Source organism: Citrobacter sp. Ca225 (genome assembly GCF_030337175.1).
Classification (GTDB): domain Bacteria; phylum Pseudomonadota; class Gammaproteobacteria; order Enterobacterales; family Enterobacteriaceae; genus Citrobacter_A; species Citrobacter_A amalonaticus.
This window is the reverse complement of sequence record NZ_JAOWCD010000063.1, coordinates 166,714-188,977: the sequence shown is the minus strand read 5'-3', so window position 1 is coordinate 188,977 and position 22,264 is coordinate 166,714. Positions and strand designations below refer to the sequence as shown.

The window sequence follows — 22,264 nt, the reverse complement described above, 5'->3', positions numbered from 1 at the left end:
AGTTACTATGGCAGGGAGTCTGTCAGTGCGCAGCGAAATTTCGTTAATTAAGTGTAAATTTCTACGGCGTTTGTGTTTACTTCACTTTAACCAGCGTACGGCCTTGTACCTGGTTATTAATGATGGCATCGGCGAACTTCGGCGCCTCAGCCAGCGAAATTTCCGTTGCTGCCTGTGCATAGAATGATTCCGGTAAGTCATTCACCAGACGCTGCCAGGCCTGAGCACGGCGCGCCGGTGGCGTCATCACAGAATCCACCCCTTGCAGACGAACGTTGCGCAAAATAAACGGCATCACTGTCGTTGGCAGGGCAAAACCGCCCGCCAGACCACAGGCGGCGACACAGCCCCCGTAGTTCATTTGCGCAAGCACTTTCGCCAGCACTTTATCACCCACGGTATCAATTGCCCCGGCCCACAGTTGTTTTTCCAGTGGACGGGATTCGGCGAACTCATCACGACCCAGAATACGGCTTGCGCCCAACTGGCGGAGATAATCATGGGTGCTTTCACGTCCGGACACCGCAACAACCTGATAGCCCAGTTTATGCAGCAGCGCGACCGCGGTACTGCCGACACCGCCGCTGGCGCCGGTGACCACGATTTCACCGTCTTGCGGACGAATGCCCGCCTCTTCAAGCGCCATCACGCACAGCATGGCAGTAAACCCGGCAGTGCCGATCACCATCGCTTTACGGCTGTCCAGCCCTTTTGGCAGCGCAACCAGCCAGTCCGCTTTCACGCGTGCCTGTTCTGCCAGGCCACCCCAATGATTTTCGCCAACGCCCCAACCGGTCAGCAACACCTCCTGCCCCGCATGAAAACGAGGATCTTCGCTGGTCCGAACGGTGCCAGCGAAATCAATGCCAGGAATCATCGGAAAGTTGCGGATGATTTTTCCTTTTCCGGTGATGGCGAGCGCATCTTTATAGTTCAGACTGGACCAGTGGACATCCACTGTGACATCGCCTTCCGGCAGCCGACTTTCTTCAAGAGTCTGCACGGAAGCAAGGGTTTTACCGTCCTGCTGTTCTAAGATCAAAGCCTGCATAACCTGTCCTCAATTCTGCATGGTGGATTGGAAAATGACGTCTGAAGACTATACTCGCTAATTGAAACGTGAATCCGATGCAACGCAATAAATTGCCAGATACACCTGATTTGGTAGTATGCACTCACTCTTTGCGCAACCGGACGAATTTTGCGTTTGGTTAAGCAGTTTCGTGTCGCAATTCAACCGTCGGAGTTAACTCAAGGATGCGATTAACGACGAAATTCTCAGCTTTTGTCACGCTGCTCACCGGGTTAACGATCTTTGTCACCCTGATCGGCTGCTCGCTGAGCTTTTACAACGCCATCCAGTACAAGATGGCCCATCGTGTCCAGGCGGTGGCGACAGCCATTGACACGCATCTTGTTTCACGCGATTTCAAACAGTTAACATCGCAAATTGACGAACTGATGGTGTCTGCCGACGTCGTACGCGTCGATCTGCTGCAGGGTGAAAAGGTCATTTATAGCCAAACCCGTAACAGTAGCTATCGCCCGGTTGGCACCAGTAATCTCTTTCGCGAGCTCTCGGTTCCGCTGATGAAGCACCCGGGAATGACGATGGATCTGGTCTATCAGGATCCGATGGGTAACTATTTTCATTCACTGATGACGACGGCACCGCTCACGCTGGCCATTGGTTTTATTGTACTGATGCTGTTTCTGTCGGTACGTTGGCTACAGCGTCAACTTTCCGGTCAGGAACTGCTGGAGATGCGTTCGACGCGAATTTTGAATGGAGAACGGGGAGCCAGTGTACGGGGTACGGTCTATGAATGGCCGGCGCGCACCAGTAGCGCGCTGGATATGCTGTTGTCCGAAATCCAGAGCGCCCAGGAGCAGCGGAGCCGTCTCGATACGCTGATTCGCTCTTACGCCGCGCAGGACACCAAAACCGGCCTCAGCAATCGGCTCTTTTTTGACAACCAACTGGCGACGTTGCTGGACGATCAGGAGAAGATCGGCGCGCATGGCGTGGTGATGATGATTCGCCTGCCGGACTTTAACCTGTTGCGCGACAGTTGGGGGCGTAACCTCGCCGAAGAAGAGCTGTTTAGTCTGATCAATTTATTGTCCACTTTTATGATGCGTTTTCCGGGGTCGCTACTGGCGCGCTACCATCGCAGCGACTTTGCCGTTTTGCTGCCGCACCGCACTTTGAAAGAGGCGGAAAGCGTAGCCGGACAACTTTTAAAAGCAGTCGATGCACTTCCGACTAATAAAATGCTCGATCGTGACGATATGGTACATATCGGCATTTGCGCCTGGCGTAGCGGGCAGTCGACGGAACAGGTGATGGAGCATGCAGAGGCGGCGACCCGCAATGCCGTGTTGCAGGGCGGAAATAGCTGGGCGGTATATGACGACTCGCTGCCGGAAAAAGGGCGTGGCAACGTGCGCTGGCGAACGCTGATTGAGCAGATGCTCAGCCGCGGCGGCCCGCGAATTTATCAGAAACCGGCCGTCACCCGGGACGGACATGTGCATCATCGGGAACTGATGTGCCGCATCTTTGATGGTAATGAAGAGGTCAGCACGGCGGAATACATGCCGATGGTTTTACAGTTCGGTTTATCAGAAGAGTATGACCGCTTACAAATAAGCCGCGTCATTCCGCTGTTAAACTACTGGTCGGAAGAGAATCTGGCGATGCAGGTGACGGTAGAGTCGCTGATTCGTCCACGTTTTCAGCGTTGGTTACGCGATACCTTGATGCAGTGTGAAAAATCGCAACGAAAACGCATAATTATTGAACTTGCGGAGGCGGATGTAGGTCAACACATCAGCCGGTTGCAGCCCGTTATCCGCTTAGTGAATGCATTAGGCGTTCGGGTTGCCGTCACGCAGGCGGGTTTAACGCTGGTGAGTACCAGCTGGATTAAGGAACTCAATGTGGAATTGATCAAGCTCCATCCGAGTCTGGTCAGGAACATTGAGAAGCGAACGGAAAACCAGTTGCTGGTTCAAAGCTTGGTGGAGGCGTGCTCAGGCACCAGCACCCAGGTTTACGCAACGGGTGTACGTTCGCGCGGTGAGTGGCAGACGCTGACAGCGCGTGGTGTTTCCGGTGGACAGGGGGATTTTTTTGCTGCCTCCCAGCCGCTGGATACCAATGTGAAAAAATATTCTCAAAGATACTCGGTTTAACCTGCCGTTTGTTCAGTTTTCACGTAGAATAACGCGCGCTGTGCCTTCATGGGGGTGTGCTTGTCTGCTCGCCATTTTGTAACAGCACATATGCAGGTGAATGACCTTAAACCGGTTGCAAATGAGGGCGAGGATTGCTGCTGAAGTACTCAGCCCTGAGGGACTCAGGTAGAGATTTGTAACAAAGGAAACGAACTGCACTAATTTTCACCGTAGCAGATGATTTTTGCGCCTTGTCGCTGCTGCGTGTGGTTGGTAAAGTAAGCGGATTTTGTTTTCCGCCCCAGCTTTCAGGATTATCCCTTAGTATGTTGAAAAAATTTCGTGGCATGTTTTCCAATGACTTGTCCATTGACCTGGGTACCGCGAATACCCTCATTTATGTAAAAGGACAAGGCATCGTATTGAATGAGCCTTCCGTTGTGGCCATTCGTCAGGATCGTGCCGGTTCACCGAAAAGCGTGGCTGCAGTAGGTCATGATGCGAAGCAGATGCTGGGTCGTACGCCGGGCAACATTGCTGCTATTCGCCCAATGAAAGACGGCGTTATTGCCGATTTCTTCGTGACTGAAAAAATGCTCCAGCACTTCATCAAGCAAGTGCACAGCAACAGCTTTATGCGTCCAAGCCCGCGTGTGCTGGTGTGCGTACCGGTTGGTGCCACTCAGGTTGAGCGTCGTGCTATTCGTGAATCCGCACAGGGCGCTGGCGCCCGCGAAGTCTTCCTGATTGAAGAGCCGATGGCGGCGGCAATCGGTGCGGGTCTGCCCGTTTCTGAGGCAACCGGCTCGATGGTTGTGGACATCGGTGGCGGTACGACGGAAGTCGCCGTTATCTCCCTGAACGGTGTGGTCTATTCTTCTTCTGTTCGTATCGGCGGCGATCGCTTCGATGAAGCCATCATTAATTATGTGCGCCGTAACTACGGTTCTCTGATCGGTGAAGCCACCGCAGAGCGTATCAAGCATGAAATTGGTTCTGCCTATCCGGGCGACGAAGTGCGCGAAATCGAAGTGCGCGGTCGTAACCTGGCAGAAGGTGTTCCTCGCGGCTTCACCCTGAACTCTAACGAGATTCTGGAAGCCCTGCAGGAGCCGCTGACCGGTATCGTTAGCGCGGTGATGGTTGCACTGGAACAGTGCCCGCCGGAACTGGCGTCTGATATCTCCGAGCGCGGAATGGTGCTCACTGGTGGTGGCGCGCTGTTGCGTAACCTTGATCGTCTGTTAATGGAAGAAACCGGTATTCCAGTTGTTGTCGCTGAAGACCCGCTGACCTGTGTGGCGCGTGGCGGCGGCAAAGCGCTGGAAATGATCGACATGCACGGCGGCGACCTGTTCAGCGAAGAGTAATCGGGTGCCGGCAGGAGAGCATTATGCTGTCCTGCCGACTCTGATACGAGAATACGCAAACTTATGAAGCCAATTTTTAGCCGTGGCCCCTCGCTACAGATTCGCCTTATTCTGGCGGTGTTGGTGGCGCTCGGCGTTATTATTGCCGACAGCCGCCTGGGTACGTTCAGTCAGATCCGTACCTACATGGATACCGCCGTCAGTCCTTTCTACTTTATTTCCAATGGTCCCCGTGAACTGCTTGATGGCGTCTCGCAAACGCTCGCCTCACGCGACCAGCTTGAGCTTGAAAACCGGGCGCTGCGCCAGGAACTGCTGCTGAAAAACAGTGAACTGTTGATGCTGGGGCAGTACAAACAGGAGAACGCGCGCCTGCGCGAGCTGCTGGGTTCGCCGCTGCGTCAGGATGAACAAAAGATGGTGACGCAGGTCATCTCCACGGTTAACGATCCCTACAGCGACCAGGTGGTTATCGACAAAGGCAGCGTGAACGGCGTTTACGAAGGCCAACCGGTAATCAGCGACAAAGGCGTTGTCGGTCAGGTCGTCGCGGTGGCGAAGCTGACCAGCCGCGTCCTGCTGATTTGTGATGCCACGCATGCCTTACCCATTCAGGTGTTGCGCAACGACATCCGGGTGATCGCGGCCGGTAACGGCTGCACCGACGATCTGCAACTCGAACACCTGCCAGCCAATACCGATATTCGCGTTGGCGATGTGCTGGTTACGTCTGGTCTGGGCGGTCGTTTCCCGGAAGGCTATCCGGTTGGCGTGGTCTCTTCCGTTAAGCTGGATACTCAACGTGCTTACACCGTGATTCAGGCGCGTCCTACTGCGGGCTTACAGCGTCTGCGCTATCTGCTGTTGCTGTGGGGGGCTGACCGTAACGGCGCCAACCCGATGACGCCGGAAGATGTGCATCGCGTGGCGAATGAACGTCTGATGCAGATGATGCCGCAAGTGTTGCCGTCTCCGGACATGATGGGGCCGCCGTCGCCCGTGCCTGCGCCAGCAACCGGTATCACGTCATCACCTGCCGCTCCGCCAGCGGGTGCGACGCCGCCTCCAGCGCGTGCGCCGGGAGGCCAGTAGTGGCAAGCTATCGTAGCCAGGGTCGCTGGGTTATCTGGCTCTCGTTCTTTATCGCTCTGTTATTGCAAGTGATGCCCTGGCCGGATGAGATCATTGTCTTTCGGCCAAACTGGGTGCTGCTTATTTTACTCTACTGGATCCTCGCCCTGCCGCATCGCGTCAATGTGGGCACAGGTTTCGTGATGGGTGCCATACTGGATCTCATTAGTGGTTCCACGCTTGGCGTGCGGGCATTGTCGATGAGCATCATCGCTTACCTGGTTGCGCTGAAATTTCAGCTCTTTCGCAATCTGGCGCTCTGGCAGCAGGCACTGGTGGTGATGTTGCTTTCGCTGGTGGTGGATATTATTGTTTTCTGGTCAGAGTTTTTAGTGATCAACGTCTCTTTCAGACCTGAAGTGTTCTGGAGTAGTGTAGTCAACGGAGTGCTCTGGCCGTGGCTTTTCTTGCTGATGCGTAAAGTCCGCCAGCAATTTGCAGTGCAATAAAGGTTTCTATGACATCTCTATACTTAGCTTCCGGTTCGCCGCGTCGTCAGGAACTGCTCACGCAGTTAGGCGTTTCTTTCGAACGTATTGTTACGGGAATCGAAGAAACGCGTGGTGAAGGGGAAAGCGCACAGCAATATGTGTCGCGTCTGGCGCGGGAAAAAGCCCAGGCCGGCGTGGCGCAGACGCCGCGCGATCTCCCTGTTCTGGGGGCGGATACCATCGTTATCCTCAACGGGGAAGTGTTAGAGAAGCCACGTGACGCACACCATGCGACGCTGATGTTGCGCAAATTGTCCGGGCAAACGCATCAGGTGATGACGGCCGTTGCGCTGGCGGATAGCCAGTATGTGCTTGACTGCCTGGTGATAACCGAGGTGACGTTCAGAGCGTTGACGGATGCGGATATCGCTGACTATATCGCCAGCGGTGAACCGATGGATAAAGCAGGTGCATACGGTATTCAGGGGCGGGGTGGCTGTTTTGTCAGGAAGATAAATGGCAGCTATCACGCCGTAGTCGGCTTACCGCTGGTTGAAACGTATGAGTTGCTGAGCAATTTTAACTCACTGCGTGAGAAAAGGGATACACATGACGGCTGAATTGTTGGTAAACGTAACGCCATCGGAAACACGCGTGGCGTACATTGATGGCGGTATTCTGCAAGAAATTCATATTGAGCGCGAAGCGCGACGCGGGATCGTAGGCAATATCTACAAAGGTCGGGTCAGTCGCGTACTTCCGGGTATGCAGGCGGCTTTTGTAGATATTGGGCTGGATAAAGCCGCGTTTCTTCACGCTTCCGACATTATGCCGCACACCGAATGCGTGGCGGGTGAAGAGCAGAAGCAGTTTACTGTTCGCGATATTTCGGAGCTGGTGCGTCAGGGGCAAGATCTGATGGTGCAGGTGGTGAAAGATCCGTTGGGCACCAAAGGCGCGCGTCTGACCACCGACATCACTTTACCGTCTCGTTATCTGGTCTTTATGCCCGGCGCCTCGCACGTGGGTGTGTCTCAGCGTATCGAAAGTGAAGCCGAGCGTGAGCGCCTGAAGAAAGTGGTCGCTGAGTACTGTGACGAGCAGGGGGGATTTATCATCCGCACTGCGGCAGAAGGCGTTTGTGAAGACGATCTGGCGTCAGACGCCGCGTACCTAAAGCGCGTCTGGACCAAAGTGATGGAGCGCAAAAAGCGCCCGCAGACGCGTTACCAGATGTATGGCGAGCTGGCGCTGGCGCAGCGTGTACTGCGTGATTTTGCTGATGCACAGTTAGACCGCATTCGCGTGGATTCCCGTCTGACCTATGAAGCCCTGCTGGAGTTTACTGCGGAATACATCCCGGAAATGACCAGCAAGCTGGAGCATTACAGCGGACGCCAGCCGATTTTCGATCTCTTTGACGTTGAGAATGAAATCCAGCGAGCGCTGGAGCGCAAAGTGGAACTGAAATCCGGCGGCTATCTGATTATCGATCAAACTGAAGCGATGACCACCGTCGACATTAATACCGGCGCGTTTGTCGGTCATCGTAATCTTGATGACACCATCTTCAACACTAATATTGAAGCGACCCAGGCGATTGCCCGTCAGCTGCGACTGCGTAATCTCGGCGGTATCATTATTATCGATTTTATCGACATGAATAATGAGGATCACCGTCGCCGGGTACTGCATTCGCTTGAGCAGGCGCTGAGTAAAGATCGGGTGAAAACCAGCATTAACGGTTTTTCGCAGTTGGGTTTGGTGGAGATGACGCGCAAGCGCACGCGTGAGAGCGTGGAGCATGTGTTGTGCAACGAATGTCCGACCTGTCACGGACGCGGCACGGTGAAGACGGTGGAAACTGTCTGCTATGAGATCATGCGTGAGATCGTTCGCGTGCACCATGCCTACGACTCCGACCGCTTCCTGGTCTATGCTTCTCCGGCAGTGGCGGAAACCCTGAAAGGGGAAGAGTCGCACGCGCTGGCGGAAGTTGAGATTTTTGTCGGCAAACAGGTGAAAGTACAAATTGAACCGCTCTATAACCAGGAGCAGTTTGACGTCGTAATGATGTAAACCGATACGGTGCCGCGTGACGGGCGGCGCATTTTCAGGCAGACAAGGAGAGACGCGTGAGGCGATTGCCGGGGATATTATTGCTCACTGGAGCCGCGCTCGTCGTTGTCGTAGCGCTGTTGGTCAGTGGTTTGCGCCTGGCATTACCGCATCTCGACAGTTGGCGTCCGACGATCCTCAGCAAAATTGAGTCTGCGACGGGGCTGCCGGTCAAGGCTAGCCAGATCTCCGCCAACTGGCAAAATTTTGGTCCCACTCTCGAAGCACGTGATATCCGCGCGGAACTGAAAGACGGTGGCGAATTTTCGGTAAAACGCGTTACCCTGGCGCTGGATGTCTGGCAAAGTTTGCTGCACATGCGCTGGCAATTTCGCGATCTCACCTTCTGGCAACTGAATTTCCGTACCAACACGCCGATTGAACGCAGCGAAAGCGGTGACGGTCTGGAAGCCAGCCGAATCAACGATCTTTTCCTGCGCCAGTTCGATCACTTCGATCTCCGCGACAGTCAAATCAGCTTTCTGACGCTATCCGGTCAGCGCGCCGAACTGGCGATTCCGCAACTGACCTGGGTTAATGGTAAAAACCGCCACCGCGCGGAAGGACAAGTCAGCCTCTCCAGTCTGACCGGTCAGCACGGCGTCATGCAGGTGCGCATGGATCTGCGTGATGATGAAGGGTTGCTGAATAATGGTCGGGTCTGGTTGCAGGCCGACGATATCGACGTGAAGCCGTGGCTGGGAAAATGGATGCAGGATAACGTGGCGCTGGAGACCGCGCGCTTTAGCCTCGAAGGTTGGATGACCATCAGCAAAGGTGAGATCGCCGGTGGCGATGTCTGGCTGAAACAGGGGGGCGCGAGCTGGAAAGGCGACAATAACCTCCATACGCTCTCTGTCGACAATCTGACGGCGCATATCAGTCGTGAACAGCCGGGCTGGCAGTTTTCTATTCCCGATACTCGCATCACGATGGACGGCAAGGCCTGGCCGCGCGGTGCGCTACAGCTCGCCTGGATCCCCGAGCAGGAAGTCGGTGGCGCAGACGGAAAACGCAGTGACGAACTGCGCATCCGCGCCAGCCATCTGGAGTTGACCGGGCTTGAGGGGCTACGCCCGATGGTGTCGAAGCTTTCGCCCGAGCTGGGTGACATCTGGCTTGCCACCCAACCGAGCGGAAATATCGATACCCTGGCGCTGGATATCCCGCTTCAGGCCACGGAAAAGACGCGTTTTCAGGCCTCATGGCGCGATCTGGCGTGGAAACAGTGGAAGCTGTTGCCAGGGGCAGAGCACTTCTCCGGAACGCTCTCCGGGAGTGTGGAAAATGGCGCGCTGACCGCGTCGATGAAACAGGCCAAAATGCCCTACGAAACGGTCTTCCGTGCGCCATTAGAAATTGAAGACGGCGTTGCCACGCTGAACTGGCTAAAGAATGACAACGGTTTTCAGCTGGACGGACGTAATATTGATGTGAAAGCGAAAGCGGTCCATGCGCGTGGCGGCTTCCGCTATCTACAGCCGACAGGCGATGACCCCTGGCTGGGGATTCTGGCGGGTATCAGCACTGATGACGGCTCTCAGGCCTGGCGTTACTTCCCGGAAAATCTGATGGGCAAGGCGCTGGTGGACTATCTCAGCGGTGCGATTCAGGGTGGAGAAGCGGAAAACGCGACGCTGGTGTATGGCGGTAATCCGCATTTGTTCCCGTACAAGCACAACGAAGGCCAGTTTGAAGTGCTGGTTCCACTACGCAATGCGAAATTTGCCTTTCAGCCGGACTGGCCTGCGCTGACCGACCTGAATATCGAGCTGGATTTCCTGAATGACGGCCTGTGGATGAAAACCGATGGCGTCAATTTAGGCGGCGTGAAGGCCACGAACCTGACGGCGGTCATCCCGGACTACGCCAAAGAGAAGTTGCTGATTGATGCTGATATTCAGGGGCCAGGCAAGGCGGTAGGTCCGTATTTTGACGACACGCCGTTGAAGGATTCGCTGGGTGCCACGCTTGAGCAACTGCAGATCGACGGCGATGTGAATGCTCGCTTACATCTGGATATCCCGCTGGACGGCGAATTAGTTACCGCAAAAGGCGATGTGTCGCTGCGCGATAATAGCCTGTTCATCAAACCGCTCGACAGCACCCTGAAAAACCTCAGCGGCAAATTCAGCTTTACCAATGGCAACCTGAAAAGCGAGCCGATGACGGCGAACTGGTTTAATCAGCCAGTGAACGTTGATTTCGCCACCACGGAAGGGACGAAAGCCTATCAGGTTGCGGTGAATCTTAACGGTAACTGGCAGCCCGCTCGTACTGGCGTTCTGCCATCACAAATTAATGACGCGCTCAGCGGCAGTCTGACGTGGGACGGTAAAGTGGGTATCGACCTGCCGTATCATTCCGGCACGACCTACAACGTTGAGCTGAACGGCGATCTCAGGAATGTGAGCAGTCACTTACCTTCTCCGCTGGATAAAAGCGCGGGTGAGGCATTACCCGTTAAAATTAAAGCAACGGGCGACCTGCGCAGCTTTACGCTGACCGGTAGCGCCGGACAGGAAAATCATTTTAACAGCCGCTGGCTGTTAAATCAGAAGCTGACGCTGGATCGCGCGATCTGGACGGCGGAAAGCCGGACGCCGCCGCCTTTGCCTGAACGCGAAGGCATTGAGCTGAATCTGCCCGCGATGGATGGCGCACAATGGCTGGCCCTGTTCCAGAAAGGTGCGGCGGACAACGTTGGTGCCAACGCGAACTTCCCGCAACACATTACGCTGCGCACGCCAGCGTTAACCCTGGGCGGACAACAGTGGAACAACCTGAGCCTCGTGTCTGAACCGGCATCGAATGGCACTAAAGTCGAGGCGCAGGGGCGTGAGATCAACGCAACGCTGGCAATGCGCAATAACGCACCGTGGCTGGCAAATATCAAATACCTCTATTACAACCCCACCGTGGCCAAAACGGATAACAGCGACACGCCGGCATCGGCATTTGCATCCGTAGAACGCGTTAGTTTCCGTGGCTGGCCTGACGTCCAGTTACGCTGTGAAGAGTGCTGGATGTGGGGACAGAAATACGGACGCATCGATGCGGATGTGGCCATTCAGGGTGACACTCTGAACCTGAGTAACGGTCTGCTGGACACCGGTTTCACCAGGCTGACGGCGGACGGACAGTGGGTTAACACCCCTGGCAGCGAGCGTACCTCTTTAAAAGGAAAACTGCGGGGTAACAAAATTGACGCCGCGGCAGGGTTCTTTGGCGTCTCTACACCGATTCGCAACGCGTCGTTCAACGTGGATTACGATCTGCACTGGCGCAATCCGCCGTGGAAGCCGGAGGAAGCCTCGCTGAACGGCATTATCCGCACCCGTCTGGGTAAAGGGGAGATCACCGAGCTAAGCACCGGGCACGCGGGACAGTTGCTGCGCTTGCTGAGCTTTGACGCGCTGCTGCGTAAACTACGCTTCGATTTTAGCGATACCTTCAATGAAGGTTTTTACTTCGACTCCATTCGCAGCACTGCCTGGATCAAAGACGGCATATTGCATACGGACGACACGCTGGTAGACGGGCTGGAAGCGGATATCGCCATGAAAGGGTCGGTCAACCTGGTGCGCCGCGAGCTGGATATTGAAGCGGTGGTGGCACCGGAAATCTCCGCCACGGTGGGGGTAGCCGCCGCGTTTGCGGTGAACCCGATCGTTGGTGCGGCAGTCTTTGCCGCCAGTAAAGTGCTAGGACCGCTATGGAGTAAAGTCTCGATTCTGCGCTATCGGATCACCGGTCCGGTCGACAAACCACAAATCAACGAAGTCCTGCGCCAGCCGCGGAAAGAAAATTCGCAATGATTTGACGGGGGCAAGGAATTGCCCCACTCTCAGTACATAGATCCTCTATCTGCAGTCATTAACGAGTAGCAATAACGATGAGTCTGAACCTGGTAAGTGAACAATTGCTAGCGGCGAACGGCCTGAAACATCAGGATCTGTTTGCCATTCTGGGCCAACTGGCCGAACGTCGTCTTGATTACGGCGATCTCTATTTTCAGTCGAGCTATCACGAATCCTGGGTTTTAGAAGACCGCATCATTAAAGATGGTTCTTACAATATCGATCAGGGCGTTGGTGTTCGCGCAGTGAGCGGTGAAAAAACCGGGTTTGCCTATGCTGACCAGATCAGTCTGCAGGCGCTGGAACAGAGTGCGCGCGCCGCGCGTACCATCGTGCGTGACAATGGCGACGGGAAAGTGAAGACCCTCGGTGCCGTTGAGTATCCTGCGCTGTACACCTCTGTCGATCCGCTGCAAAGCATGAGCCGTGAAGAGAAGCTCGATATCCTGCGCCGCGTCGATAAAGTTGCCCGTGAAGCGGATAAACGCGTGCAGGAAGTGTCGGCCAGCCTGACCGGCGTGTATGAATTGATCCTCGTTGCCGCTACTGACGGGACGCTGGCCGCCGATGTGCGTCCGCTGGTGCGCCTGTCGGTCAGCGTACAGGTGGAAGAAGACGGTAAACGTGAGCGCGGCGCCAGCGGTGGCGGTGGGCGTTTTGGCTACGATTATTTCCTCGCCGATCTGGATGGCGACGTCCGCGCCGACGCGTGGGCGAAAGAGGCCGTACGCATGGCGCTGGTGAACCTGTCTGCGGTTGCCGCGCCTGCCGGGACGCTGCCCGTTGTGTTGGGGGCTGGCTGGCCTGGCGTACTGCTGCACGAAGCGGTGGGACATGGCCTGGAAGGGGACTTTAACCGTCGCGGCACATCGGTATTCAGCGGTCATATGGGCGAACTGGTCGCCTCTGAACTGTGCACCGTGGTGGACGATGGGACGATGGCGGAGCGCCGGGGGTCGGTGGCCATTGACGACGAAGGCACGCCGGGTCAATACAATGTATTGATCGAAAACGGCATTTTGAAAGGTTACATGCAGGACAAACTGAATGCGCGGCTGATGGGCGTTGCGCCGACCGGAAACGGTCGCCGCGAGTCTTACGCGCATCTGCCGATGCCGCGTATGACCAACACCTATATGCTGCCGGGTAAATCCACGCCGCAGGAGATCATTGAGTCCGTAGAGTACGGGATCTATGCGCCAAACTTTGGCGGCGGTCAGGTGGATATCACCTCCGGTAAGTTCGTTTTCTCTACCTCAGAGGCGTATCTGATTGAGAACGGCAAAGTGACGAAGCCGGTGAAAGGGGCTACGCTGATTGGTTCAGGTATCGAAGCGATGCAGCAGATTTCGATGGTCGGTAACGACCTGAAGCTGGATAACGGCGTCGGCGTCTGTGGCAAAGAAGGCCAGAGCCTGCCGGTGGGCGTGGGTCAACCGACGCTGAAAGTGGATAACCTGACGGTCGGCGGCACCGCCTGACTGTCAGTTGCCGGATAGTGGTTTACGCCTGTCCGGTCAACAACTGATGCTCCCATAGGCCCGGTAAGCGGCAGCGCCACCGGGCAATTTCTCACTTTTCTTTTCCCCGACCATACATTCCCTGAAAAATCTGTGCCACGTCGACGAAATAGTCGGTCAAATAGTTAATCACTACCTGTACTTTCAGCGGCAGTTTGTCTTTTTCGGTATACAGTGCATAGACCGGACGCGGATCGGACTGGTAGCGCGGCAGTAAGATCTCAAGTTCGCCCCGGTTGATCTCATTGATCACCCACATCAGCGGGACGTAGGCAACCCCTGCGCCGGCGGTCAGCCAGCGGCTGAGGGTCATTGGATCGTTGGTTACAAAGCGTCCCTGTGGGATCAGTCGCGTGGAGATCCCTTCCGGGGCGATCAGCTCAAACTCATTATCCGGACGCACGCTGTATTCCAGCCAGGAGTGGTTGGTGAGATCGGCCGGTTTTTCCGGTGTCCCATACTGTGCGAGATAGCGTTTCGCCGCGCATAACACCATCGGCATTGCACCCAGGCGACGGGAAAACAGGCTTGAATCCTGGAGGGCACCCACGCGGATAACCACATCCAGACCGTCGGCAATCAGGTCGGGGGCCGGAATACCGGTGACCAGATTGACCGTCAGGCCAGGGTGCTCTTTGAGCATTTTAGCGGTGATCCCCGCGAGGACATTTTGTGCCATGGTTGAAGAACAACCAATGCGCAGCGTACCAATCGGCGTGTTGTTAAAGGCATAAAGCTGCTCGTGAACATCCTGCACTTCATGCAGCATACGCCGACAGCCCTGATAATAAATTTTCCCGGCTTCAGTCAAGCCAATGCTACGCGTGCTGCGGTTCAGCAGCTTGACCTGCAGCTCATCTTCCAGTTTTGCCACCGTCTGGCTAATCGACGAAACACTCATTTGTAGCTGTCTGGCAGCGGCGGTGAAGGAACCAAATTCCACCACTTTCGCGAACACCGACATGCGCTTTAATCGTTCCATTATTCACTCTGGCTTAAAAGTGATTTAGATCACATATTATAGATAACAGCATAACAGTTACGGTAATATATTATTATTCAAATAAAGGCTATGTCGCTCTCGCCTGGCTTTCCTTGCCCTTCTCCGCGTCGACATTTGCTGAAAACTGTATCGCCTGCACTCTCTACAATATCAAGGTCAATATGAGTCTGTTTCCCGTTATCGTGGTGTTTGGTCTGTCCTTCCCACCGATATTCTTTGAATTGCTTCTGTCACTGGCGATTTTCTGGCTGGTGCGCCGGGTGCTTGTGCCTACGGGCATCTATGATTTTGTCTGGCATCCGGCTCTGTTTAATACTGCGCTGTATTGCTGTCTCTTTTACTTGATATCGCGCCTGTTCGTTTGAGGTTGAAGTGAAAACACTAACAAGAAAAATCTCCCGTACGGCCATTACCCTCGTACTGGTCATCCTGGCATTCATCGCTATTTTCCGCGCCTGGGTCTATTACACTGAATCACCGTGGACGCGTGATGCCCGATTCAGCGCAGACGTGGTTGCCATCGCGCCGGACGTTGCCGGACTCATCACTGCCGTTAAGGTGCATGATAATCAACTGGTGAAGAAAGATCAGGTGCTGTTCACCATCGATCAACCGCGCTACCAAAAAGCGCTGGAAGAGGCCGAAGCCGACGTCGCCTATTATCAGGTGCTGGCGCAAGAGAAACGCCAGGAAGCCGGACGTCGTAACCGTCTTGGCGTCCAGGCGATGTCCCGTGAAGAGATTGATCAGGCCAATAACGTTCTGCAAACCGTATTACATCAGCTTGCTAAAGCGCAAGCGACTCGCGACCTCGCCAGGTTAGATCTCGAACGTACCGTTATTCGCGCGCCTGCGGATGGTTGGGTGACTAACCTGAACGTCTATACCGGTGAGTTTATTACCCGAGGCTCTACCGCCGTGGCGCTGGTGAAACAGAACTCCTTCTATGTGCTGGCCTATATGGAAGAGACCAAGCTGGAGGGCGTCCGTCCGGGCTATCGCGCAGAAATTACCCCGTTGGGTAGCAATAAGGTGTTAAAAGGGCGAGTCGATAGCATCGCGGCAGGGGTCACCAATACCAGCAGTACCCGCGACGATAAAGGCATGGCGACGATCGATTCCAATCTGGAATGGGTACGCCTGGCGCAGCGCGTTCCGGTGCGTATCCAGCTTGACGATCAGCAGGAAAATCTGTGGCCTGCCGGCACCACGGCGACTGTCGTGATCACCGGCAAGCAGGATCGTGACGAAAATAATGATTCGTTCTTCCGTAAAATGGCGCACCGTCTGCGCGAATTTGGTTAATCGCGATGGGCATTTTTTCCATCGCCAACCAGCACATTCGCTTTGCGGTCAAACTGGCCTGTGCGATTGTCCTGGCGCTGTTTGTTGGCTTTCACTTTCAGCTTGAAACACCACGCTGGGCGGTGCTGACGGCGGCGATTGTCGCGGCGGGTCCGGCCTTTGCCGCCGGCGGCGAACCGTATTCTGGCGCGATTCGTTATCGCGGGATGTTGCGCATTGTCGGCACCTTTATTGGTTGTATTGCGGCACTGGTGATCATCATTGCGATGATCCGCGCACCTTTGCTGATGATTCTGGTGTGCTGTATCTGGGCGGGGTTTTGTACGTGGATCTCTTCGCTGGTGCGCGTTGAGAACTCCTATGCATGGGGGTTATCGGGTTACACCGCGCTGATTATTGTCATCACTATTCAAACCGAACCGCTGCTTACGCCGCAGTTTGCCGTAGAACGCTGTAGCGAGATTGTCATCGGGATTGTCTGCGCCATTATCGCAGATCTGCTCTTTTCTCCGCGATCGATCAAGCAAGAGGTCGATCGTGAGCTGGATAGCCTGCTGGTGGCGCAGTACCAACTGATGCAGTTGTGCATTAAACATGGCGATAGCGAAGAAGTGGACAAAGCCTGGGGCGATCTGGTACGTCGGGCCACGGCGCTGGAAGGAATGCGCAGCAACCTGAACATGGAATCCTCCCGCTGGGCGCGGGCGAATCGCCGCCTGAAGGCGATCAATACCCTGTCGCTGACCATGATTACGCAATCTTGCGAAACCTATCTGATCCAGAACACGCGTCCTGAGCTGATCACCGATACCTTCCGCGAGTTTTTCGCCATGCCGGTTGAAACCGCGCAGGATGTGCATAAGCAGCTTAAGCGCCTGCGCCGGGTGATTGCCTGGACCGGTGAGCGTGAAACGCCCGTCACGCTGTATACCTGGGCTGGGGCGGCAACGCGCTATCTGCTGCTGAAGCGTGGCGTGATCAGCAATACCAAAATCAGCGCCACGGAAGAGGAGGTGTTGCAGGGAGAACCGGTGGTGAAAGTCGAGTCCGCGGAACGTCACCATGCCATGGTGAACTTCTGGCGCACCACGCTCTCTTGTGTGCTGGGAACGCTGTTCTGGCTGTGGACAGGCTGGACTTCCGGTAACGGCGCAATGGTGATGATTGCGGTGGTGACTTCGCTGGCGATGCGTCTGCCGAACCCACGCATGGTCGCTATCGACTTTATCTACGGTACGCTTGCCGCGCTGCCGTTGGGGGCGCTCTATTTTCTGGTGATCCTCCCCAATACCCAACAGAGCATGCTGTTGCTTTGTCTGAGCCTCGCGGTGCTGGGATTCTTTCTGGGGATCGAAGTACAGAAGCGGCGTCTGGGGTCGATGGGCGCGCTGGCCAGTACCATTAACATTATTGTGTTGGATAACCCGATGACCTTCCACTTCAGCCAGTTCCTGGACAGTGCGTTAGGGCAGATTGTGGGCTGCGTACTGGCCTTTCTGGTCATTGTGATTGTGCGCGATAATTCTCGCGATCGTACGGGTCGTGTGCTGCTCAACCAGTTTGTTTCTGCGGCGGTGTCAGCGATGACCACCAACGTGGTACGACGCAAAGAGAACCATCTTCCCGCGCTTTATCAGCAGCTGTTTCTGTTGATGAATAAATTCCCGGGGGATTTGCCGAAGTTCCGTCTGGCGCTGACCATGATCATTGCGCACCAGCGTCTGCGGGATGCGCCGATTCCGGTCAACGACGATCTCTCCGCGTTCCACCAGCAGTTGCGTCGTACGGCGGATCATGTCATTTCAGCCGTGAATGACGACAAGCGTCGACGCTACTTTGGTCAGCTACTGGATGAGCTGGACGTGTATCAGGAAAAGCTGCGAGTCTGGGAAGCGCCCCCGCAGGTCACTGAACCGGTGAAACGACTGACCGGTATGTTGCACAAGTACCAGCATGCGCTAACCGACAGCTAACCCTCAGAAACCGATGCCAAAAGCGTCGGTTTTTTTATGGCTATACTTATTCGATGTGCGCAATGCAGGACATCAGAAGGAGAAAACACCATGCAAACGCTTCAGGACAACGAACTTTTTCAGACGGGATATCTGGTTGATGGACAGTGGAAAACGCTTGATACCACCTTTGATGTGATCAATCCGGCGACCGGCGACACGATCGCGAAGGTGGCGAAAGCAGGAAAACAGCAGACCGAGGAGGCGATTGCCGCGGCCAGTAAGGCATTTCCTGCCTGGCGGGCAAAAACGGCAAAAGAGCGCTCGGCAATTCTGTACCGTTGGTATGAATTGATCATCGAAAACAAAAGCTGGCTGGGACGGTTGATGACCACCGAACAGGGGAAACCGCTGAAAGAAGCCGAGGGTGAGGTCGAATACGCTGCCAGCTTTATCCAATGGTTTGCCGAGCAGGCGAAGCGTGCCAATGGCGAAATTATCCCGCCGATCAAACCCGGCTCTCGCATTCTGGCGACCCGCGAACCGATTGGTGTTGTGGCAGCCATTACGCCGTGGAATTTCCCGATGGCGATGCTGACCCGTAAGCTCGGCCCGGCGCTGGCGGCGGGCTGTACCGGGGTGATAAAACCGGCCAATAACACGCCGCTGAGTGCCTTTGCGCTGCTTACGCTGGCGAAGAAAGCGGGGGTCCCTGATGGCGTGCTCAATGCCGTAGCGGGCAATACACCGGAAATCAGCGATGCCATCATGGCAAGCCATGCGGTGCGCAAAATTTCGTTCACCGGTTCAACGGCTGTCGGCAAAACGCTGGTGCGTAACGCAGCGGAAACCATGAAAAAAGTGTCGATGGAACTCGGTGGCAATGCTCCTTATATCGTGTTTGACGATGCGGACATCGATGCGGCGGTAAAAGGCGCTATTGCCAATAAGTTCCGTAATGCCGGGCAGGTTTGTGTCAGCGTGAACCGTTTTTATATCCAGGAGAGTGTCTACGACGAATTCACCCGCAAACTGGCCGATGCGGTTCTGGCATTGCAGGTGGGGAATGGCCTGGATGACGGCGTCGTCGTCGGGCCGCTGATCGAACCGTCTGCGGTCGATAAAGTGCGTGAGCATGTGGAAGATGCCGTTGCGAAAGGAGCCAAAGTGCTGGCGGGCGGGAAAGCGCACACACTCGGCGGTAACTTCTGGCAACCAACGGTATTGGGTGAATGTCGTGATGACATGAAACTGGCGAGCGAAGAGACGTTTGGACCGGTTGCCGCTTGCTTCCGCTTTACCCGAGAAGAAGAGGTAATTGAGCGCGCGAACAACACGCCGTTTGGCCTGGCCGCTTACTTCTATACGCAAAACCTACAACGGGTGTTCCGCGTCTCTCAGGCTATTGAGAGCGGTATGATCGGGATAAACGAATGTGCGGTTTCCACCGAGTTGGGACCGTTTGGCGGGGTGAAAGAGTCCGGGCTGGGACGTGAAGGATCGGTTCTGGGGTTAGACGAATTTCTGGAAGTGAAAACCCTGCATATTGGCGGCCTGTAGTCAGACCGATATCGGGAAGGTGGCGATAGATGAATATCTATACATTTGATTTTGATGAAATTGAGGATCAGGACGACTTTTATCGTGAGTTTGCGCGAATGTTTGGCCTGGACAAAGAGAAAGTAAGCGATCTCGACTCTCTGTGGGACATCATCATGAGTGAAGCGCTGCCGTTACCGCTGGAGATCGAGTTTGTACATCTACCCGAGAAATCACGCCGGCGTTATGGCGCACTGATTTTGTTGTTTGATGAAGCAGAAGAAGAACTGGAAGGTCAGTTGCGTTTTAATGTTCGTCATTGAGAGATAAAAAAGCCCCCGACAGTCGGGGGCAAGGTCGTCGGACTAGACGACGAGGGTTTATTTGTACAATTCGGCAGTGGCATGCCAGGTGTCACCGCTACGGGCTTCGGTGATCTGATACGCTGATGCGCCTTTTTCCTGGGCTTTCTTGTTCAGCATTTCATGCATGTCCATTGGGCTGGAGCCGATTGCACTTACGGAGACAGAGCCAATCGCTTCGCGATTTTGTGCTTGTTCTGCGTTGATAGAATCTGCGGCGAATGCGCCGAATGAAAGAACAGAGAGAACGCTTAACGCAGCAACAGTTGTTTTGATTTTCATGATAAGTACCTCGTCGAATTTATTATTGGGGGTCTTCGTTTCGTGACCCTCATCACAAAATCAAGTATACACTAATCACGTGATAAATTAATACCACGCTAATGGTTTCAGCGATGCGTAAGTAATGAAAATTTATTTTTTTATGCCTGTCTGGAATTAAAAAATGATGGTTTTTTGTTTATATCTAATAAAATCATATGGATATGAAATTTTGCGATTTGTGCGGTTTTGCAGGAGCATATTCACTGCTTGAATGATTTTGGGCAGATAAACGCACTATTTGCTAAATAACAGGTAGATAAAATAACGGGAAGTGAACGTTAAAGCAGGGTTTTACCCCGCCGCCTCAGACGACGGGGTGAGAGGGTCAGAGCTCTTGTTCGAACAGCTCCAGAATGGCTTCGTAGAGATCTTTTACCGTAAAGCCATTAGCCGGGGTGGTAAAGATGGTGTCATCCCCGGCGATGGTGCCCAGAATGCCTTCAGCTTTACCCAGCGAGTCCAGCAGGCGGGCGATCAACTGCGCCGCGCCAGGACTTGTGTGGATCACCACCACTGCATCGTTAAAATCGATATCAAGAACCAGGTTTTTCAGTGGGCTGGAGGTGGTGGGTACGCCCAGTTCAGCCGGGAGGCAGTACACCATCTCCATTTTCGCATTGCGGGTACGGACTGCCCCAAACTTTGTCAGCATGCGTGACACTTTGGACTGGTTGATGTTATCAAAGCCTTGATCCTGCAATGCGAGGACAATTTCGCCCTGAGAGCTGAATTTTTCTTCTTTAAGTAGCGCTTTAAACGCTTTAACTAATTCTTCTTGCTTAGCTGAGCTTCGCATAAGTCACCCGTAGTATGAGAGTGGAAACAACATTATTATGCATACAGATGAATTTTTATGCAAATAGTCTGCCCAAGTGAAGGCTGAAATAATGTTATGAAAGAGCGGAATTTTATCAAATATTGTTATCAAGAAACATGCCTGTGTCACGCCTCGCAAATAAGCTTAAAAGTAAATTAATTGTTATCAAATTGATGTTGTTTTGGGCTGGTAGTAGGGTATATTGTCACCACCTGTTGGAAAGTTGCTCTACTGCACAGACAGCTTCGGATTACGTCAATTAAATGCATAAAAGCTAAATTCGCGTGACAACACAGAATTGAATACGGGTGATTGTATTCATCGAATTTGTGGTTTAACGTCGCCGCCGCGGAGCAACAAACACTAGTTTATCAATATAATAAGGAGTTTAGGATGAAAGTCGCAGTCCTCGGCGCTGCCGGCGGTATCGGCCAGGCGCTTGCACTACTGTTAAAAACCCAACTGCCTTCAGGTTCAGAACTCTCCCTGTACGACATCGCTCCAGTGACTCCCGGTGTGGCTGTAGATCTTAGCCATATCCCAACTGCTGTGAAAATCAAAGGCTTCTCCGGTGAAGACGCGACCCCTGCACTGCACGGTGCGGACGTGGTGCTGATCTCCGCAGGTGTAGCGCGTAAACCGGGTATGGATCGTTCCGACCTGTTTAACGTCAATGCGGGCATCGTGAAGAACCTGGTACAGCAGATCGCGACGACCTGTCCGAAAGCCTGCATCGGTATCATCACCAACCCGGTGAACACCACTGTCGCTATTGCAGCAGAAGTACTGAAAAAAGCGGGCGTTTACGACAAAAATAAACTGTTTGGCGTGACCACGCTGGACATCATCCGCTCCAACACCTTTGTGGCGGAACTGAAAGGTAAACTGCCGACTGAAGTTGAAGTTCCGGTTATCGGCGGACACTCTGGCGTGACTATTCTGCCACTGCTGTCGCAGATCCCGGGCGTGAGCTTCACTGACCAGGAAGTCGCTGACCTGACCAAGCGTATTCAGAACGCAGGTACCGAAGTGGTTGAAGCGAAGGCGGGTGGCGGATCGGCAACCCTGTCAATGGGCCAGGCGGCCGCTCGTTTCGGTCTTTCTTTGGTGCGCGCGCTGCAGGGCGAAAAAGGCGTTGTAGAATGTGCCTACGTTGAAGGTGACGGCCAGTACGCACGTTTCTTCTCGCAGCCGCTGCTGCTGGGTAAAAACGGCGTCGAAGAGCGTCAGTCTATCGGCAAACTGAGCGCATTCGAGCAGAATGCGCTGGAAGGTATGCTGGATACCCTGAAGAAAGATATTCAACTGGGTGAAGAGTTCGTTAACAAGTAAGCGAACCGCGAAGCCATAAA

General features: G+C 54.3%; 18 protein-coding genes. 14 read left to right on the top strand and 4 right to left on the bottom strand.

All coding sequences use genetic code 11. From position 1 onward, the window contains the following. Positions 1-76: 76 nt before the first annotated feature. Positions 77-1,051, bottom strand: a complete 975-nt coding sequence (acuI, locus tag OGW13_RS09050) for an acrylyl-CoA reductase (NADPH) (RefSeq protein WP_044255991.1) — start codon at positions 1,049-1,051, stop codon at positions 77-79. A 206-nt stretch (positions 1,052-1,257) separates the two neighbouring features. Between acuI and csrD the strand changes: the two genes are divergently transcribed. The 8 genes from csrD to tldD all read left to right on the top strand — a co-directional run bounded on the left by csrD (position 1,258) and on the right by tldD (position 13,571). Beyond that, positions 1,258-3,198 (top strand): RNase E specificity factor CsrD, encoded by a 1,941-nt coding sequence (csrD, locus tag OGW13_RS09045; protein WP_287115937.1) that lies wholly within the window; start codon positions 1,258-1,260, stop codon positions 3,196-3,198. A 308-nt stretch (positions 3,199-3,506) separates the two neighbouring features. Continuing rightward, on the top strand, positions 3,507-4,550 hold the full coding sequence (gene mreB / locus OGW13_RS09040) for a rod shape-determining protein MreB (protein ID WP_000913396.1): 1,044 nt from the start codon (positions 3,507-3,509) through the stop codon (positions 4,548-4,550). A 63-nt stretch (positions 4,551-4,613) separates the two neighbouring features. After that, a complete protein-coding gene (gene mreC, locus OGW13_RS09035; protein WP_042998337.1) occupies positions 4,614-5,642 on the top strand; it encodes a rod shape-determining protein MreC in 1,029 nt (342 codons plus the stop codon). Then, entirely contained in the window at positions 5,642-6,130 is a 489-nt protein-coding gene (gene mreD, locus OGW13_RS09030) for a rod shape-determining protein MreD (protein WP_042998336.1), read from the top strand. The genes mreC and mreD overlap by 1 nt, the downstream gene beginning before the upstream one ends. 8 nt (positions 6,131-6,138) lie before the next feature. Then, entirely contained in the window at positions 6,139-6,732 is a 594-nt protein-coding gene (locus OGW13_RS09025; RefSeq protein WP_125339373.1) for a Maf family protein, read from the top strand. Then, positions 6,722-8,191: a ribonuclease G gene (gene rng / locus OGW13_RS09020; RefSeq protein ID WP_042998334.1), complete on the top strand. Its 1,470-nt coding sequence runs from the start codon at positions 6,722-6,724 to the stop codon at positions 8,189-8,191. Before OGW13_RS09025 ends, rng begins: the two co-directional genes overlap by 11 nt. Before the next feature lie 56 nt (positions 8,192-8,247). Then, on the top strand, positions 8,248-12,048 hold the full coding sequence (gene yhdP / locus OGW13_RS09015) for an AsmA2 domain-containing protein YhdP (RefSeq protein WP_044263674.1): 3,801 nt from the start codon (positions 8,248-8,250) through the stop codon (positions 12,046-12,048). A 77-nt stretch (positions 12,049-12,125) separates the two neighbouring features. After that, positions 12,126-13,571, top strand: a complete 1,446-nt coding sequence (gene tldD / locus OGW13_RS09010; RefSeq protein WP_044263671.1) for a metalloprotease TldD — start codon at positions 12,126-12,128, stop codon at positions 13,569-13,571. 91 nt (positions 13,572-13,662) lie between these two features. On the opposite strand, the gene aaeR is transcribed toward tldD, so the two are convergent. Next, a complete protein-coding gene (gene aaeR / locus OGW13_RS09005; protein ID WP_042998331.1) occupies positions 13,663-14,592 on the bottom strand; it encodes an HTH-type transcriptional activator AaeR in 930 nt (309 codons plus the stop codon). 182 nt (positions 14,593-14,774) lie between these two features. Here aaeR and aaeX point away from each other — a divergent pair, with 182 nt between their 5' ends. The 5 genes from aaeX (at position 14,775) to OGW13_RS08980 (ending at position 19,732) form a co-directional block, all read left to right on the top strand. Next, complete coding sequence (gene aaeX, locus OGW13_RS09000) at positions 14,775-14,978, top strand: p-hydroxybenzoic acid efflux pump operon protein AaeX (protein WP_000051841.1); 204 nt, start codon at positions 14,775-14,777, stop codon at positions 14,976-14,978. A 7-nt stretch (positions 14,979-14,985) separates the two neighbouring features. Further along, the gene (aaeA, locus tag OGW13_RS08995; RefSeq protein WP_156595690.1) at positions 14,986-15,918 is read left to right on the top strand and encodes a p-hydroxybenzoic acid efflux pump subunit AaeA; all 933 of its coding nucleotides are present in this window, start codon (positions 14,986-14,988) and stop codon (positions 15,916-15,918) included. 5 nt (positions 15,919-15,923) lie between these two features. Continuing rightward, on the top strand, positions 15,924-17,891 hold the full coding sequence (gene aaeB / locus OGW13_RS08990) for a p-hydroxybenzoic acid efflux pump subunit AaeB (protein ID WP_044255975.1): 1,968 nt from the start codon (positions 15,924-15,926) through the stop codon (positions 17,889-17,891). A 90-nt stretch (positions 17,892-17,981) separates the two neighbouring features. Beyond that, the gene (locus tag OGW13_RS08985; RefSeq protein WP_287115933.1) at positions 17,982-19,430 is read left to right on the top strand and encodes an NAD-dependent succinate-semialdehyde dehydrogenase; all 1,449 of its coding nucleotides are present in this window, start codon (positions 17,982-17,984) and stop codon (positions 19,428-19,430) included. Positions 19,431-19,459: 29 nt separating this feature from the next. Further along, positions 19,460-19,732 (top strand): barstar family protein, encoded by a 273-nt coding sequence (locus OGW13_RS08980; RefSeq protein WP_287115932.1) that lies wholly within the window; start codon positions 19,460-19,462, stop codon positions 19,730-19,732. 57 nt (positions 19,733-19,789) lie between these two features. Here the strand turns inward: OGW13_RS08980 and yhcN are convergent, their stop codons facing one another. Both yhcN and argR read right to left on the bottom strand, forming a co-directional pair. Beyond that, on the bottom strand, positions 19,790-20,053 hold the full coding sequence (yhcN, locus tag OGW13_RS08975) for a peroxide/acid stress response protein YhcN (protein WP_042998327.1): 264 nt from the start codon (positions 20,051-20,053) through the stop codon (positions 19,790-19,792). A 367-nt stretch (positions 20,054-20,420) separates the two neighbouring features. After that, entirely contained in the window at positions 20,421-20,891 is a 471-nt protein-coding gene (argR, locus tag OGW13_RS08970) for a transcriptional regulator ArgR (protein WP_042324992.1), read from the bottom strand. Between the two features lie 414 nt (positions 20,892-21,305). Between argR and mdh the strand changes: the two genes are divergently transcribed. After that, positions 21,306-22,244 (top strand): malate dehydrogenase, encoded by a 939-nt coding sequence (mdh, locus tag OGW13_RS08965; RefSeq protein WP_042998326.1) that lies wholly within the window; start codon positions 21,306-21,308, stop codon positions 22,242-22,244. Positions 22,245-22,264 lie beyond the last annotated feature (20 nt).